This is a genomic window from Vibrio cholerae ATCC 14035 (assembly GCF_000621645.1).
Lineage (GTDB): Bacteria > Pseudomonadota > Gammaproteobacteria > Enterobacterales > Vibrionaceae > Vibrio > Vibrio cholerae.
Window position 1 is genome coordinate 1 of sequence record NZ_JHXR01000038.1, and the last position, 12,726, is coordinate 12,726.

General features: G+C 42.2%; 17 protein-coding genes and 4 pseudogenes. 3 read left to right on the plus strand and 18 right to left on the minus strand.

Annotation, left to right across the window (positions count from 1 at the left end):
- Positions 1 to 62 precede the first annotated feature (62 nt).
- From T411_RS1000000121335 to T411_RS0114580, 10 genes and pseudogenes are all read right to left on the minus strand, one after another.
- Entirely contained in the window at positions 63 to 179 is a 117-nt protein-coding gene (locus T411_RS1000000121335) for a hypothetical protein (RefSeq protein ID WP_001889170.1), read from the minus strand.
- Positions 142 to 267, minus strand: a complete 126-nt coding sequence (locus tag T411_RS1000000121150) for a DUF645 family protein (RefSeq protein WP_001944767.1) — start codon at positions 265 to 267, stop codon at positions 142 to 144. Before T411_RS1000000121150 ends, T411_RS1000000121335 begins: the two co-directional genes overlap by 38 nt.
- Positions 268 to 550: 283 nt before the next feature.
- Positions 551 to 868: a HigA family addiction module antitoxin gene (locus T411_RS0114555; RefSeq protein ID WP_001232701.1), complete on the minus strand. Its 318-nt coding sequence runs from the start codon at positions 866 to 868 to the stop codon at positions 551 to 553.
- Between the two features lie 10 nt (positions 869 to 878).
- Positions 879 to 1,166, minus strand: coding sequence for a type II toxin-antitoxin system RelE/ParE family toxin (locus T411_RS0114560; RefSeq protein ID WP_001162670.1), 288 nt, complete (start codon positions 1,164 to 1,166; stop codon positions 879 to 881).
- Positions 1,167 to 1,432: 266 nt separating this feature from the next.
- A pseudogene (locus tag T411_RS01000000119560) lies at positions 1,433 to 1,613 on the minus strand (DUF645 family protein).
- 424 nt (positions 1,614 to 2,037) lie between these two features.
- Positions 2,038 to 2,274 (minus strand): DUF3709 domain-containing protein, encoded by a 237-nt coding sequence (locus tag T411_RS01000000119565; protein ID WP_001909360.1) that lies wholly within the window; start codon positions 2,272 to 2,274, stop codon positions 2,038 to 2,040.
- A gap of 399 nt (positions 2,275 to 2,673) precedes the next feature.
- Positions 2,674 to 2,892: a DUF3709 domain-containing protein gene (locus T411_RS01000000119570; protein ID WP_001917086.1), complete on the minus strand. Its 219-nt coding sequence runs from the start codon at positions 2,890 to 2,892 to the stop codon at positions 2,674 to 2,676.
- Between the two features lie 42 nt (positions 2,893 to 2,934).
- Positions 2,935 to 3,045: pseudogene (locus T411_RS1000000121590) on the minus strand (DUF3709 domain-containing protein); the annotation flags it as partial.
- A 156-nt stretch (positions 3,046 to 3,201) separates the two neighbouring features.
- A complete protein-coding gene (locus T411_RS0114575) occupies positions 3,202 to 3,855 on the minus strand; it encodes a hypothetical protein (protein ID WP_000226874.1) in 654 nt (217 codons plus the stop codon).
- 56 nt (positions 3,856 to 3,911) lie between these two features.
- Complete coding sequence (locus T411_RS0114580; protein ID WP_000405986.1) at positions 3,912 to 4,421, minus strand: GNAT family N-acetyltransferase; 510 nt, start codon at positions 4,419 to 4,421, stop codon at positions 3,912 to 3,914.
- Between the two features lie 241 nt (positions 4,422 to 4,662).
- Here T411_RS0114580 and T411_RS0114585 point away from each other — a divergent pair, with 241 nt between their 5' ends.
- Together T411_RS0114585 and T411_RS0114590 are read left to right on the plus strand one after the other, a co-directional pair.
- A complete protein-coding gene (locus tag T411_RS0114585; protein WP_000557292.1) occupies positions 4,663 to 4,905 on the plus strand; it encodes a type II toxin-antitoxin system Phd/YefM family antitoxin in 243 nt (80 codons plus the stop codon).
- 18 nt (positions 4,906 to 4,923) lie between these two features.
- Positions 4,924 to 5,241, plus strand: a complete 318-nt coding sequence (locus T411_RS0114590) for a type II toxin-antitoxin system RelE/ParE family toxin (RefSeq protein WP_001180243.1) — start codon at positions 4,924 to 4,926, stop codon at positions 5,239 to 5,241.
- 193 nt (positions 5,242 to 5,434) lie between these two features.
- Here T411_RS0114590 and T411_RS1000000121360 read toward each other — a convergent pair.
- A pseudogene (locus T411_RS1000000121360) lies at positions 5,435 to 5,587 on the minus strand (DUF645 family protein).
- A gap of 401 nt (positions 5,588 to 5,988) precedes the next feature.
- Between T411_RS1000000121360 and intIA the strand changes: the two are divergent.
- Positions 5,989 to 6,951, plus strand: coding sequence for an integron integrase IntIA (gene intIA / locus T411_RS0114595; protein WP_000841995.1), 963 nt, complete (start codon positions 5,989 to 5,991; stop codon positions 6,949 to 6,951).
- An 81-nt stretch (positions 6,952 to 7,032) separates the two neighbouring features.
- On the opposite strand, the gene rplT is transcribed toward intIA, so the two are convergent.
- The 7 genes and pseudogenes from rplT to T411_RS1000000121365 all read right to left on the minus strand — a co-directional run.
- A complete protein-coding gene (gene rplT, locus T411_RS0114600) occupies positions 7,033 to 7,386 on the minus strand; it encodes a 50S ribosomal protein L20 (protein WP_001138366.1) in 354 nt (117 codons plus the stop codon).
- Positions 7,387 to 7,427: 41 nt separating this feature from the next.
- Complete coding sequence (gene rpmI, locus T411_RS0114605; protein ID WP_001885060.1) at positions 7,428 to 7,622, minus strand: 50S ribosomal protein L35; 195 nt, start codon at positions 7,620 to 7,622, stop codon at positions 7,428 to 7,430.
- A 103-nt stretch (positions 7,623 to 7,725) separates the two neighbouring features.
- The gene (infC, locus tag T411_RS0114610; protein WP_001894072.1) at positions 7,726 to 8,277 is read right to left on the minus strand and encodes a translation initiation factor IF-3; all 552 of its coding nucleotides are present in this window, start codon (positions 8,275 to 8,277) and stop codon (positions 7,726 to 7,728) included.
- Between the two features lie 3 nt (positions 8,278 to 8,280).
- Positions 8,281 to 10,209, minus strand: a complete 1,929-nt coding sequence (thrS, locus tag T411_RS0114615; RefSeq protein ID WP_001121783.1) for a threonine--tRNA ligase — start codon at positions 10,207 to 10,209, stop codon at positions 8,281 to 8,283.
- A gap of 268 nt (positions 10,210 to 10,477) precedes the next feature.
- Entirely contained in the window at positions 10,478 to 10,705 is a 228-nt protein-coding gene (locus tag T411_RS1000000121030) for a hypothetical protein (RefSeq protein ID WP_001911595.1), read from the minus strand.
- A 124-nt stretch (positions 10,706 to 10,829) separates the two neighbouring features.
- Positions 10,830 to 11,501 (minus strand): hypothetical protein, encoded by a 672-nt coding sequence (locus T411_RS0114625; RefSeq protein WP_000132861.1) that lies wholly within the window; start codon positions 11,499 to 11,501, stop codon positions 10,830 to 10,832.
- A 248-nt stretch (positions 11,502 to 11,749) separates the two neighbouring features.
- Positions 11,750 to 12,031, minus strand: a pseudogene (locus T411_RS1000000121365) (type VI secretion system PAAR protein); the annotation flags it as partial.
- Positions 12,032 to 12,726 lie beyond the last annotated feature (695 nt).

Sequence of the window (12,726 nt, forward strand, 5' to 3'; positions counted from 1 at the left end):
CGCGTTGACAGTCCCTCTTGAGGCGTTTGTTAGCTTCGTAGCCTATTGTTTAACAATGGCTTTTAACACATTTGTTTGAAAGGCATTTTACGCAAAAGAATCAAGCAAGCACACGTCCAACGCCAAAAGCTGTGACGTTGGCTACCAAAACTTAAAACGATCAAGGTTAAGTTGGCCACGGTTAAGAGTCCGCGACAAAGAAAGCAAGATCACAGCGATGATGCAGCATTTTGTGAAATCAAACTTTCCGAGCGGAACATCCAACAACGTTGAAGCATCGAGGCTTACTAGTTTTCAGCGACTTTGCACCCACTGAACTTTCAACACGTTCGACCAAATCAGCATCAAGAAAAGCTCAAAAGCCAAATTGTGCAATTTGAACGCTAAAATCTGAATTTTTAGGACAATTAAACCGATTTTTGCTTTAAGAAGCTAACGCCCGCTTAAGGGGCAGCCAACGCTATTACCAACTTACCGCATAACATCATCATCACAAAAACCAACGCATGGTAAAAATGCCACGCGTTGGCTGTCCCTCTTGAAGCGTTTGTTATGTACGTGCGCTTTGTTCCAGCGAAACAAACAACGGCTTTACAAACTTTGCTTCTTCTTGATAACGATTTCTCGTATCCCAAAGATCAACTGCATGTTGAATGTTAAGCCAAAATTCTGGTGTGTTACCTAATGCCGCGGCTAACTTGATTGCTACCGGAGCTGTTAACACACCACCATTAATTAAATTACTGACCGTATTTCTGTGTACGCCCATCGCTTCAGCGAGCGCTTTTGATGTGATGCCCATTGGTTCAAGAAATTCAACTTTTAACATTTCCCCAACGCTAACTGGACGACGTTTTGTCTTACGCATAGTCGTTACCTCAATACTTATGTGGGTCTAAGTAAGTATTTAGTGCAACACCATCAACCCACTGAAAAATCAAACGATACTGTTTGTTCACTCGAATTGAACACCAACCTTTAAGATTTCCTTCAAGATGTTCAAAACGATTACCCGGTGGAATTCTTAAGTCTGATTCAGCTTGAGCTGCATCTAAGATTTCCAGCTTCCGAAATAGAGCATTCTCTATGCTACTTGGAATTAAACGATGTCGTTTATCATCCTCGTAAAACTGCTCTAACCACTTATCTTTAAATTCTAATGCCATTGCAACTTGCACTGTCTCATTGTGCATCCATAGGCAAAGACTAACGCATAATGACACTGTGCACAAGTTTGATTTGTAGGAAGGATTTCAGAAAAGTACATAACGCCCGCCTAAGGGGCTGGCAACGCATTAACACTAAACTCAACCTCAACAATCGAAACCACCGCGGCTCAATGGGACTGGAAACGCCACGCGTTGACAGTCCCGCTTGAGGCGTTTGTTAGCTTCGTAGCCCATTGTTTAACAATGATTTTGAGAAAGCAATTTTACGCAAAAGCATCGAACAAACGCACGTCCAGCACCAAAAGCTGTGAAGTAAACAGCCAAAACTCAAAGCATTCAAGGTTAAGTTGGCCACGTTAAGAGTCCGTGACAAAGAAAACACTCTTTCAGCGATGATGCAGCCTTTGTGAAACCAAGCTTTCCGTTTGGAGCATCCAACAACATTGAAGCATCAAGGTTTGATGATTTTTAGCGGCTTTGAAACTGCTGAAGATTCCACACTTTCTACCAAATAAGCATCAGAAAGACTCGAAAGCCAAATTGTGAAACTTGAACACTAAAAGCTGAATTTTCAGGACAATTAAATCCAGACTTTGATAATTTTTGCTTCAAGAAGCTAACGCCCGCCTAAGGGGCTGGCAACGCATAACACCAAACTCAAACACAACAACCATAACCACCACGGCTCATTGGGACTGGAAACGCTACGCGTTGACAGTCCCTCTTGAGGCGTTTGTTATGCTTAAACTTCAACACTTTACATTTGAACCAACTCAAGAATAACCCACTGAAATCATTCACCAAACTTCGACTTTCATTGAACTAGAACCGGCTCAACTTTTACCTATGAACAGACCAATGCAGGCTTTCATTTAGCAACTAGGCCAATGTGGAGACCCTCTCCGACAAACCAACTCACCACACATGGGCACGATAACTCAATGAGGCAATCACACTGAAACTTACAGCGACAGACACATTGCCGTTTCATTAGGCAGCGAAAAACAATGCTCAATTGCCGACAGACTTTCAGCCTATAAGTAAAGGCACCAAACTGCTCAAAGCGACTTGAAAGAGCAAAACTCACCTCGCGCAGACTCAACAACCCAATGAGGCAATCACTCAGAAGTTACAGCGCCAGACACATTGCCGCTTCGTTAGACAGCGGCGAACAATATTGAATTGCCGACAAAACTGAACGAAATGCCAAAGAGATCAAAAACCACAAACAATTGATTTTAATAGATTAAGCATAACGCCCGCCTAAGGGGCTGGCAACGCATACCACTAAACTCAAACACAACAACTACAACCACCGCGGCTCAATGGGACTGGAAACGCCACGCGTTGACAGTCCCTCTTGAGGCGTTTGTTATGCTTAAGCTTCAACACTTTACATTTGAATCAAATCAATGATAACCAACTGAAATCATTGGCCAAACTCCGAGTTTCCTTGAATTAGAACTGGCTCAACTTTTACCTATGAACTGACCAATGCAGGCTTTCATTTAGCGACTAGGCCAATGTGTAGACCCTCTCCGACAAACCAACTCACCACACATTGGCGTGATAACTCAATGAGGCAATGGCGCTGAAACTTAAAGCGACAGACACATTGCCGTTTCATTAGGCAGCGCAAAACAATGCTCAATTGCCGATAGACTTTCAGCTTATAAGTAAAGGCGCCAAACTGGTCAAAGCGACTTGAGAGAGCCAAACTCACCTCGCGTGGACTCAAAAAACCAATGAGGCAATAACACAGAATTTACAGCGCCAGACACATTGCCGCTTCATTAGGCAGCGACAAACAATATTGAATTGCCGACAAAACCAGAACGAAATGCCAAAGGAATCGACAATCACAACCTGCTGATTTTTATGGACTAAGCATAACGCCCGCCTAAGGGGCTGGCAACGCACTACCACGAAACTCAAACACAACAATCGTAACCACCGCAGCTCATTGGGACTGGAAACGCCACGCGTTGACAGTCCCTCTTGAGGCGTTTGTTAGGTATCTTGGATTTATATTCTATATGTCATCGTCTAGTAACTTTTTCATTTCCTTTTTAATTGCAGAAAATAGAGGTTTAATTTCATCTTCTACATCAAAGTTGATATCTTTTTCTAACTGTGAACTATCTAAAATCTTATCGCAAAGATCGTCAACCTTAACCTCAATATCATCAGGCAGAAATAACCGATTAACACGGAGAAAGTTAGACAGTTTTAATGTACTTTCATTTAGCTTATCAAAGTCACCATGTGAGCAGCTAGCATCGTAATAATGCCTTAAAAACATTATTGTATCTTGTAAATGAGCATGTAGATCGGATATCACTTCAGAGCGTTTTCCATGTAACATGCTAAAACGCAGTTCCCTTTTAAATGTTGAATCTTTAAGAGCCGATTTGATGTTTTCAATCGCTGCTGTTTTCTCAATTTCAACTTTTGCTTTGTAAGACTCTAGCTTCAAGTCGTATTCATGTTTTATTGAGCTTTTAACTCTCTCTGTAATCCAAGTTTTTGAAAGCCAAACAATTACAGCAGAAGCCACACTACTAGCTGTTACTGAAGCTAAGATTGTTAAAATAATGTCGCTCAATGCCCCCTCCAAGATACCTAACGCCCGCCTAAGGGGCTGGCAACGCATACCACTAAACTCAAACACAACAACTGCAACCACCGCGGCTCAATGGGACTGGAAACGCCGCGCGTTGACAGTCCCTCTTGAGGCGTTTGTTATAAAGCGGACTCTACGTTAAGCGCTTTTTCTAACCACAACGAGCTGATGTACTGCCCATGTTTCTTGGCATATTCGTTGAAAATGCCGACTTCTCGGAAACCAAACCGTTTATGTAATGCTACTGATGCGTCATTTGGTAATGCAACACCCGACAATATACGATGGACGCCATAAGCACGAATGGATGAAAACAGCTGAGTATAAAGCTTCGAACCTAAACCTTTCCCTTTAGCTTCTTGTGCCAGATAAACGCTCACCTCTACAGTGTCATCAAAAGCTGGTATTGCTCTGTACTTTTGGGAACATGCAAAACCTTGCAACACACCGTTTTCTACAGCCACATATATTTGATATTTGGCGGTTCTAGAAAACTGAGAGAACCATTCCTCACGATTTTCCAGAGTAAATGGAAATTCCTCAAAGCGTGCATTGGTTTGTTCAATATAAAAGTTAAAGATGTCGGTAATGCCCGCAATATCTTCAAATTCACCTGTTCGAATTTCCACAAAATGTCCTCTTTCTTCGAGCTTTATAACGCCCGCCTAAGGGGCTGGCAACGCATTACCACTAAACTCAAACACAACAACCGAAACCACCGCGGCTCAATGGGACTGGAAACGCCACGCGTTGACAGTCCCTCTTGAGGCGTTTGTTAGTTTGCTTTCGCCCAAATCGTGCGATTTAATTATTTTAAACACTTCGCATCATAAGCTATACTCTTTCAAACTTTGAGTAAGGAGCCTAGTTATGCACACACTAACAGCAAATGATGCTAAACGAAATTTTGGTGAACTTCTTCTAAGCGCACAACGCGAACCTGTCATCATCAGCAAAAACAGTAAGAATACTGTCGTTGTCATGTCCATTAAGGACTTTGAAGAACTTGAAGCAATGAAACTCGATTATCTCAAACACTGCTTTGAGTCTGCTCAGAAAGACTTAGATAGTGGCAAAACCGTTGATGGTGCCACTTTTCTAAACACCCTTTGATTGAGCGTTTACCTCAATATGCAAAATAAACAATATAAGCTCAGCCAATTAGCCCAAGAGCACTTACTCAAGATTAAACACTACACCATTGAAAATTTCGCTGAAGCGCAGTGGCAAAAATATAAGTCGACCTTGCTTTCAGGTTTCCAAACTCTTGCGGATAACCCAGGACTAGGAAAAAGCTGTGAAGATATTTACCAAAATGGTTTTTACTTTCCAGTGGGGAAACACATGGCTTATTACACCAAAGAAGCAAACTTCATTCTCATTGTTGCGGTATTAGGGCAATCACAACTGCCCCAAAAGCATCTCAAACAGTCACGCTTTGTTTCTTAGTCTCCGATTGCAAACTAACGCCCGCCTAAGGGGCTGACAACGCATTACACAAAACTCAAACACAACAACCGAAACCACTGCGGCTCAATGGGACTGGAAACGCCACGCGTTGGCAGTCCCTTTGAGGCGTTTGTTAGTTTCGTAGCCTATTGTTTAACAATGACTTTTTAAACTCATTTTCTTGAAAGTCATTTTACGCAAAAGCATCACGCAAACACACGCCCAACGCCAAAAGCTGTGAAGTTGGCTGCCAAAACGTTAAGAGTCCGCACAAAGAAAGCCAGATCACAGCGATGATTCAACCTTTTATGAAACCAAACTGATCAAGTTGAACGTCCGACAACATTGAAGCATCAAAGCTTGTTGGTTATCCGCGGTTTTGAAACCGCTGAACTTTCAACGCTTTCTACCAAATCAACATCAGGAAAAACCCCAAAACCAAATTGTGCAGCTTGAACGATAAAGGCTGAATTTTCAGAACCTTGTGCGTGAATTTTTGATGATTTTCCTGAGAGAAACTAACGCTTTCTAGACAGCTTCTTACCTTTCCAACAGGTAGGCTACCGCTATCTAATTAATAGACCACTGGGTGCATACTACCATAACAACCTTCTAAATCAGTATGTTGAGCATCACACCATTCAAAAATCTCAGCTTATAGATTGCTGATGTCTGTATAGCCTCTTGACATAAAAACAACCAACAAATACTGTACAAATAACCAGTTAAATATTCAGTGAGAACTATATGAAATCCCAGTTTTTGTTAAGTGTTCGCGAATTTATGCAAACTCGATACTATGCAAAAAAAACCATAGAAGCTTACCTTCATTGGATCACTCGTTACATCCATTTTCATAATAAAAAGCACCCTAGCTTAATGGGAGATAAAGAGGTCGAAGAATTTTTAACCTACTTAGCCGTGCAAGGTAAAGTGGCCACAAAGACTCAATCACTAGCCTTGAACTCACTCAGTTTTCTATACAAAGAAATTCTAAAAACACCCCTTTCTCTTGAGATCCGCTTTCAACGCTCGCAACTAGAACGAAAGTTACCGGTTGTACTGACTAGAGATGAGATTCGACGTTTACTTGAAATTGTCGATCCTAAGCATCAACTTCCCATCAAGTTACTCTACGGTTCGGGGTTAAGGTTGATGGAGTGTATGCGCTTGAGAGTCCAAGATATCGATTTTGATTATGGTGCAATCAGAATCTGGCAAGGTAAGGGGGGTAAAAATCGCACGGTCACGTTAGCAAAAGAACTCTATCCGCATCTTAAAGAGCAAATTGCGCTAGCAAAACGCTATTACGATCGAGACTTGCACCAAAAAAACTACGGCGGGGTTTGGCTGCCCACAGCCTTAAAAGAAAAGTATCCAAATGCACCTTATGAGTTTCGTTGGCACTATCTTTTTCCGTCTTTTCAGTTATCTCTAGATCCGGAATCCGATGTGATGCGCCGCCATCATATGAACGAAACAGTACTACAAAAAGCGGTGAGAAGATCGGCTCAAGAAGCGGGGATTGAAAAGACCGTGACTTGCCACACTCTCAGACATTCATTTGCAACCCATTTGCTTGAAGTGGGGGCTGATATACGTACCGTACAAGAGCAACTAGGACATACCGATGTAAAAACGACACAGATTTACACTCATGTTCTTGATAGAGGTGCAAGCGGTGTTTTAAGCCCATTATCCCGTCTTTAGCATGGGTTCTTTGCGAAATCATGAGATTTCACAGATAGAAAAAAGGGAGCATAAATGCTCCCCTTTCTTAATAACACGCTATTACAGAGCGCCTTTCGCCTTTTCAACCAGAACAGCGAATGCTGCTTTGTCGAATACTGCGATATCAGCAAGGATCTTACGATCGATCTCGATAGATGCTTTCTTCAGACCGTTGATGAAACGGCTGTAAGATAGACCATTTTGACGAGCCGCTGCGTTGATACGTGCAATCCACAGTTGACGGAATTGACGTTTCTTAGCGCGACGGTCACGGTAAGCGTATTGACCAGCTTTAATAACTGCTTGGAACGCTACACGATAAACACGTGAACGTGCACCGTAGTAACCTTTAGCTTGTTTTAAAACTTTCTTATGACGTGCACGAGCTTGTACACCACGTTTTACGCGAGGCATTATGTCTCTCCTAAACTAAACGAATATTAAACTAAAAAGAATTAAGCGTATGGAAGCATACGTGCTACAGCAGCCAGTTCGCACTTAGGCAGAATGGCGTTTGGACGCAGCTGACGCTTGTTCTTAGTAGTACGCTTAGTCAGAATGTGACGTTTAGTAGCGTGCTTGTACTTAATACCACCAGCAGTTTTCTTGAAACGCTTAGCAGCACCTTTGTTGTTTTTCATCTTAGGCATGATGAATAACTCCGCATTGTAGTAGTTAAATAACAGTGTAATCAGGGCGAATAAAACCCAGCCGCCTTTCAACGGCTAGGTTCATTACTTGTAATGCCGTTAATTACTTCTTTTTAGGGGCTAACACCATGATCATCTGGCGTGCTTCAATTTTGGTCGGGAAAGACTCAACCACTGCGAATTCGTCAGTGTCCTCTTTCAGTCGATTCAAAACGTCTACACCGATGTCTTGGTGAGCCATCTCTCGGCCACGGAAGCGAATAGTTACTTTCACTTTGTTGCCTTCTTCTAGGAAACGGATCAGGTTGCGTAGTTTTACCTGATAATCTCCCACATCAGTCCCAGGACGGAATTTGAGTTCCTTAATCTGGATCTGCTTTTGCTTCTTCTTCTGCTCTTTTGTAGCCTTGCTCTTCTCAAAGAGGAACTTGCCATAGTCCATCACACGACAGACTGGTGGCTCGGCGTTAGGGCTGATCTCAACGAGATCCAAACCAGATTCTTCTGCTGTAGCCAGTGCTTCTTGGATCGAAACGATACCTACAGACTCACCGTCTGCGCCAGTTAAACGAACTTCACGAACGCCACGAATTTCACCGTTTAAACGGTGCTGGTTTTGCTTGACCGGAACTTGGCCACGTCTTCCGCCTTTAATAGTTTATTCCTCCAGATTAAGCTTACGGCTTGCAATCTCAGCTTGGATATGTGCAATAAAATCATCCAATTTAAATTTACCAAGATCTTTACCTTTACGTGTACGTACTGCGATTTCGCCAGCTTCCATCTCTTGGTCGCCACAAACCAACATGTACGGAACACGCTTCAAAGTGTGTTCGCGGATTTTAAAGCCTATTTTCTCATTTCTCAAGTCTGCTTTTGCTCGAATGCCACATTTTTGTAGCTTTTGAGCGACTTCATGAGCATAGTCGGCTTGTTTATCCGTGATATTTACAACAACAGCCTGCTCTGGCGCCAACCAAGTTGGGAAGAATCCTGCGTATTCTTCAATCAGAATACCGATAAAGCGTTCAAGTGAACCCAAAATCGCACGGTGGATCATCACCGGAATTAAGCGTTCATTGCTTTCACCAACGTAAGTGGCACCTAAACGTGTAGGCAAGTTGAAATCGAGCTGCACTGTACCACATTGCCACGCACGATCTAAACAGTCGTAGAGTGTAAACTCAATTTTCGGACCATAGAACGCACCTTCGCCTTCCTGAATTTCAAATGGAATGTCCATTGCCTTCAGAGAATCGATCAGCGCTTGTTCTGATTTGTCCCAAATTTCATCGCTACCCACGCGCTTTTCAGGGCGAGTAGACAACTTCACCACGATATTTTGGAAGCCAAAAGTCGTGTAAGTGTCATACACCATCTTGATGCACGAAGTCACTTCTTGTTGAATTTGATCTTCAGTACAGAAGATATGCGCGTCATCTTGAGTAAAGCCACGCACACGCATGATACCGTGTAGTGAACCTGATGGCTCGTTACGATGACAGGAACCAAACTCAGCCATGCGCAATGGCAGATCACGGTAAGATTTCAAACCTTGGTTGAAAATCTGGATGTGACCCGGACAGTTCATCGGCTTGATCGCGTATTCTCGGTTTTCTGATGAAGTCGTGAACATCGCATCTGCGTATTTGTCCCAGTGACCTGAACGTTCCCAAAGTACGCGATCCATCATCAATGGACCTTTTACTTCTTGGTAACCGTATTCGTTCAATTTATGACGAATAAAAATTTCCAGCTCACGGAAGACTGACCAACCGTTGTGGTGCCAGAACACCATGCCCGGTGCTTCTTGCTGCATATGGAACAGATCAAGTTGCTTACCGATTTTACGATGGTCACGTTTTGCAGCTTCTTCAAGGCGAGTTAAATGCGCTTGCAGAGCTTTCTTATCATGGAACGCTGTACCGTAGATACGTTGCAGCATTTTGTTATCGCTGTTACCACGCCAGTATGCACCCGCAATGTTCAGCAATTTGAAGTTTTGACAAAAGCCCATGTGTGGTACGTGTGGACCACGGCACATGTCAATGTATTCTTCGTGATGGTAAAGACCAGGGCGATCATCACGCGCCACGTTTTCATCAAGAATTTCCATTTTGTAGCTTTCGCCACGCGATTCAAAGGTATCGCGCGCTTCCTGCCAGCTCACTTTCTTTTTGACAACCGCGTATTTGGTTTTCGCTAACTCAACCATGCGAGCTTCGATTTTCTCAAGATCTTCTTGAGAGAGAGACTGCTCGAGATCGATGTCGTAGTAAAAACCGCTGTCAATGGTTGGACCGATCGCCATTTTCGCATTCGGGTAAAGTTGCTTAAGCGCGTGGCCAAGCAAGTGCGCGCATGAGTGACGCACGATTTCCAAACCATCTACTTCATCTTTCGTGGTGATGATTTCTAGGCTGGCATCGTGTTCAATCAGATCGCAAGCATCAACGCGCGCACCATTCACACGACCTGCAATAGTTGCTTTCGCAAGACCAGGACCGATAGATTGGGCAACTTCGAGAGTAGATACTGGGTTGTCAAAATGACGCTGACTACCGTCAGGAAGAGTAATAATAGGCATGTATTATCCTTACAGTGGTGTTGCACACCAAGCAACACTTGTGTGAAAAAATACGCTTTAAATTCAATGCTTTATGAATTTTGCGTAACGATTTTTGAAGATTTGGTACAAATTTTGGTACAAATACGGATGCACCAGCTTAAGTACTTGGATTGCATTCTAACGAATCGACATGAAAGCGCAATCAATATCACAAAAGCGCAGAAACAAAATACGCCCACTTAAAGTAGGCGTTTCTAATACAACGCAAAACTTCTTAGAGATACTCTCAATTCATAGGTTCTAAGGTTTCACCATTCGTTAAGGTGATTTCTTCACCTAAATAGCTAGCAAAATCTCTTATCTCAATTTTGCTTAGTGTGTTCCCTTTGTACTCAAATAGGCCTTCATGGCAAATATTATCCGGAGAGCCACACGTTATACGAATCGTATAGATAGGATGTTTATTCTCTACAATACTGAGACCCGTTGCTGTGGGCTCTGGGAACCAAATCATTTGTCCAATAATCTGAGCATTTGGTACCGAATATTCAAATTTAAAAAGAAACGTAGCCAAGAGCACTACGGCAAGACAGGTTGATACCAGTAAGATTGCAAACCACTTTATGATTTTTTTCATATCACTCAGATACCGTTAATTTGTTGGTCTTATAGTCATAATCTAAATCAATTTCACTTAACTGAAACTGTTCAATATACGCGCTTGGTACAACAACAGGAGGTTTCCAAGCCGGGTCTAACCCCATTGCATCAGCTAAATCTATGACAAATGTCATGCAGTTATGGCTATCCAAGTCATAAGGTATCTTATCAGGGCTATTATTAAGATCCATTTTTCCCCTTAACCATGAATCTGCTTCAGAGAAAAACTTTCCTCTTAATACCACTCCCGAAATTCTCCCCTCCTGTCCAGAACGTAGGGACACTTCTTTAAGAACCTTCAGTAACGAGCTTTCAGTAATTAGACCACTTTTTATAGTTACATTTGATACCCCAACCTTCCTCACATTTCCTGGGATATCCGATTTAGGGTTCTTGTAACGGCCATACTCATAATAGCGAGTAACACCTGTTTCACCATTAATCAAAATAACTCCAGCGTGACCAAGGTAGGGGGCCTTCACTGCAGGAGTTTTTATTTTTACACCCCATAACTCAAAAGATTGTTCATCTGCGACTGAGATTAGGTAGTCAGGAAATACTACAGGTATCAAAAAATCGTCATTACCTGAAAGAAATATCTCATATGGAGTTGTATCGGCTACTGGAGTTGATGATACAGTGTCAGTCATTAGCTATCCCTCAATAACCAATTTTTTGTTTTGTTTGGCTTCACTGATACTTTTTTCATCTTGTCGCCTTTAGCTAAACCTTTTAGTTCACCATTAGCATCAGTCTTCATCACTAGCTCTGAACCATCATCAAACAAGCACAAGACCTCCATAAATGGGCATATGGAACCATTGGTATCTTTTACCTTAACGTTGATGTCATACAGTGTTTTACTCAAAATTGAACTTGGTGCAGGAGTATGCGAATCGCCTATATTGACTGATGAACTGCCAATAGTTACACCACCACAAGAAATACTACCACCTGTGATAGCTGCGGGTTTTCCATTGATCATAACGGTTGAAGACCCAGACGAAATGGATCTCCCATGAGGTGGATGTTTAGGTTTGGAATGAGGTTCTAATGGATCCCCTAATCTAGCTGCAGGCATAAAGTCAAATTTAACATTAGGCGAGCCACTGGTAATCTTTGTTGGCGGAAACCCATCATGATCGGTGCCGATATCACCGACAATAACTGCCTTTACCATAGATAAACTTCTACTGTTTATTGAGATGGCTCATTTCTGTACAAAAAACATACCCAATTGATATTTGATATGTAGCTTCCAGAATTTGGCTTATATGCAACTAAAAATTGCCTAGCTAGGCAATTTTTAGCCTAAATCGAGCAACGAATTGCCTAACTTGCAACCCCGTTCACCAGCTAATTGATTTTGTGACGTCTGCAAACGGTGAATCATACGTTGATAAAACTACTTTAAGGTACAAAGGTCTAGAATCATTAGTTCGTAAGCTATTCTCACAATTGAGTATACCTAAAGAGTTGAACATAATGCATCACATGGCGACTCTTTCCGAACTTATCGGGTAAGGCTTCAATTTATAGCTACACCCTTATAAATTGGGTGTAGCTATACAGCATTCAGTAACTTCAAAACTATTGCGCACAATTCTCTTTGAACTGTTCATGATAATCAATGAAACTCATAACCTTAGGTTATGAGATTCAATATCTAACAAAATAAAAACGTCACACCAAATACATATCTACCAAGATACAAATATTCCTTTTAACCAACTTAATACCCCTTTCTTCCGATGAACTCTCTGAACTGGTTTTTGTGTACCATCTTGAGTTTCTTTGGAGGTAGCTACGAATTCTACTTTGTTAACTTCTGGTTCTGGTTCTGGTTCTGGTTCTGGTTCTGGTTCTGGTTCTGGT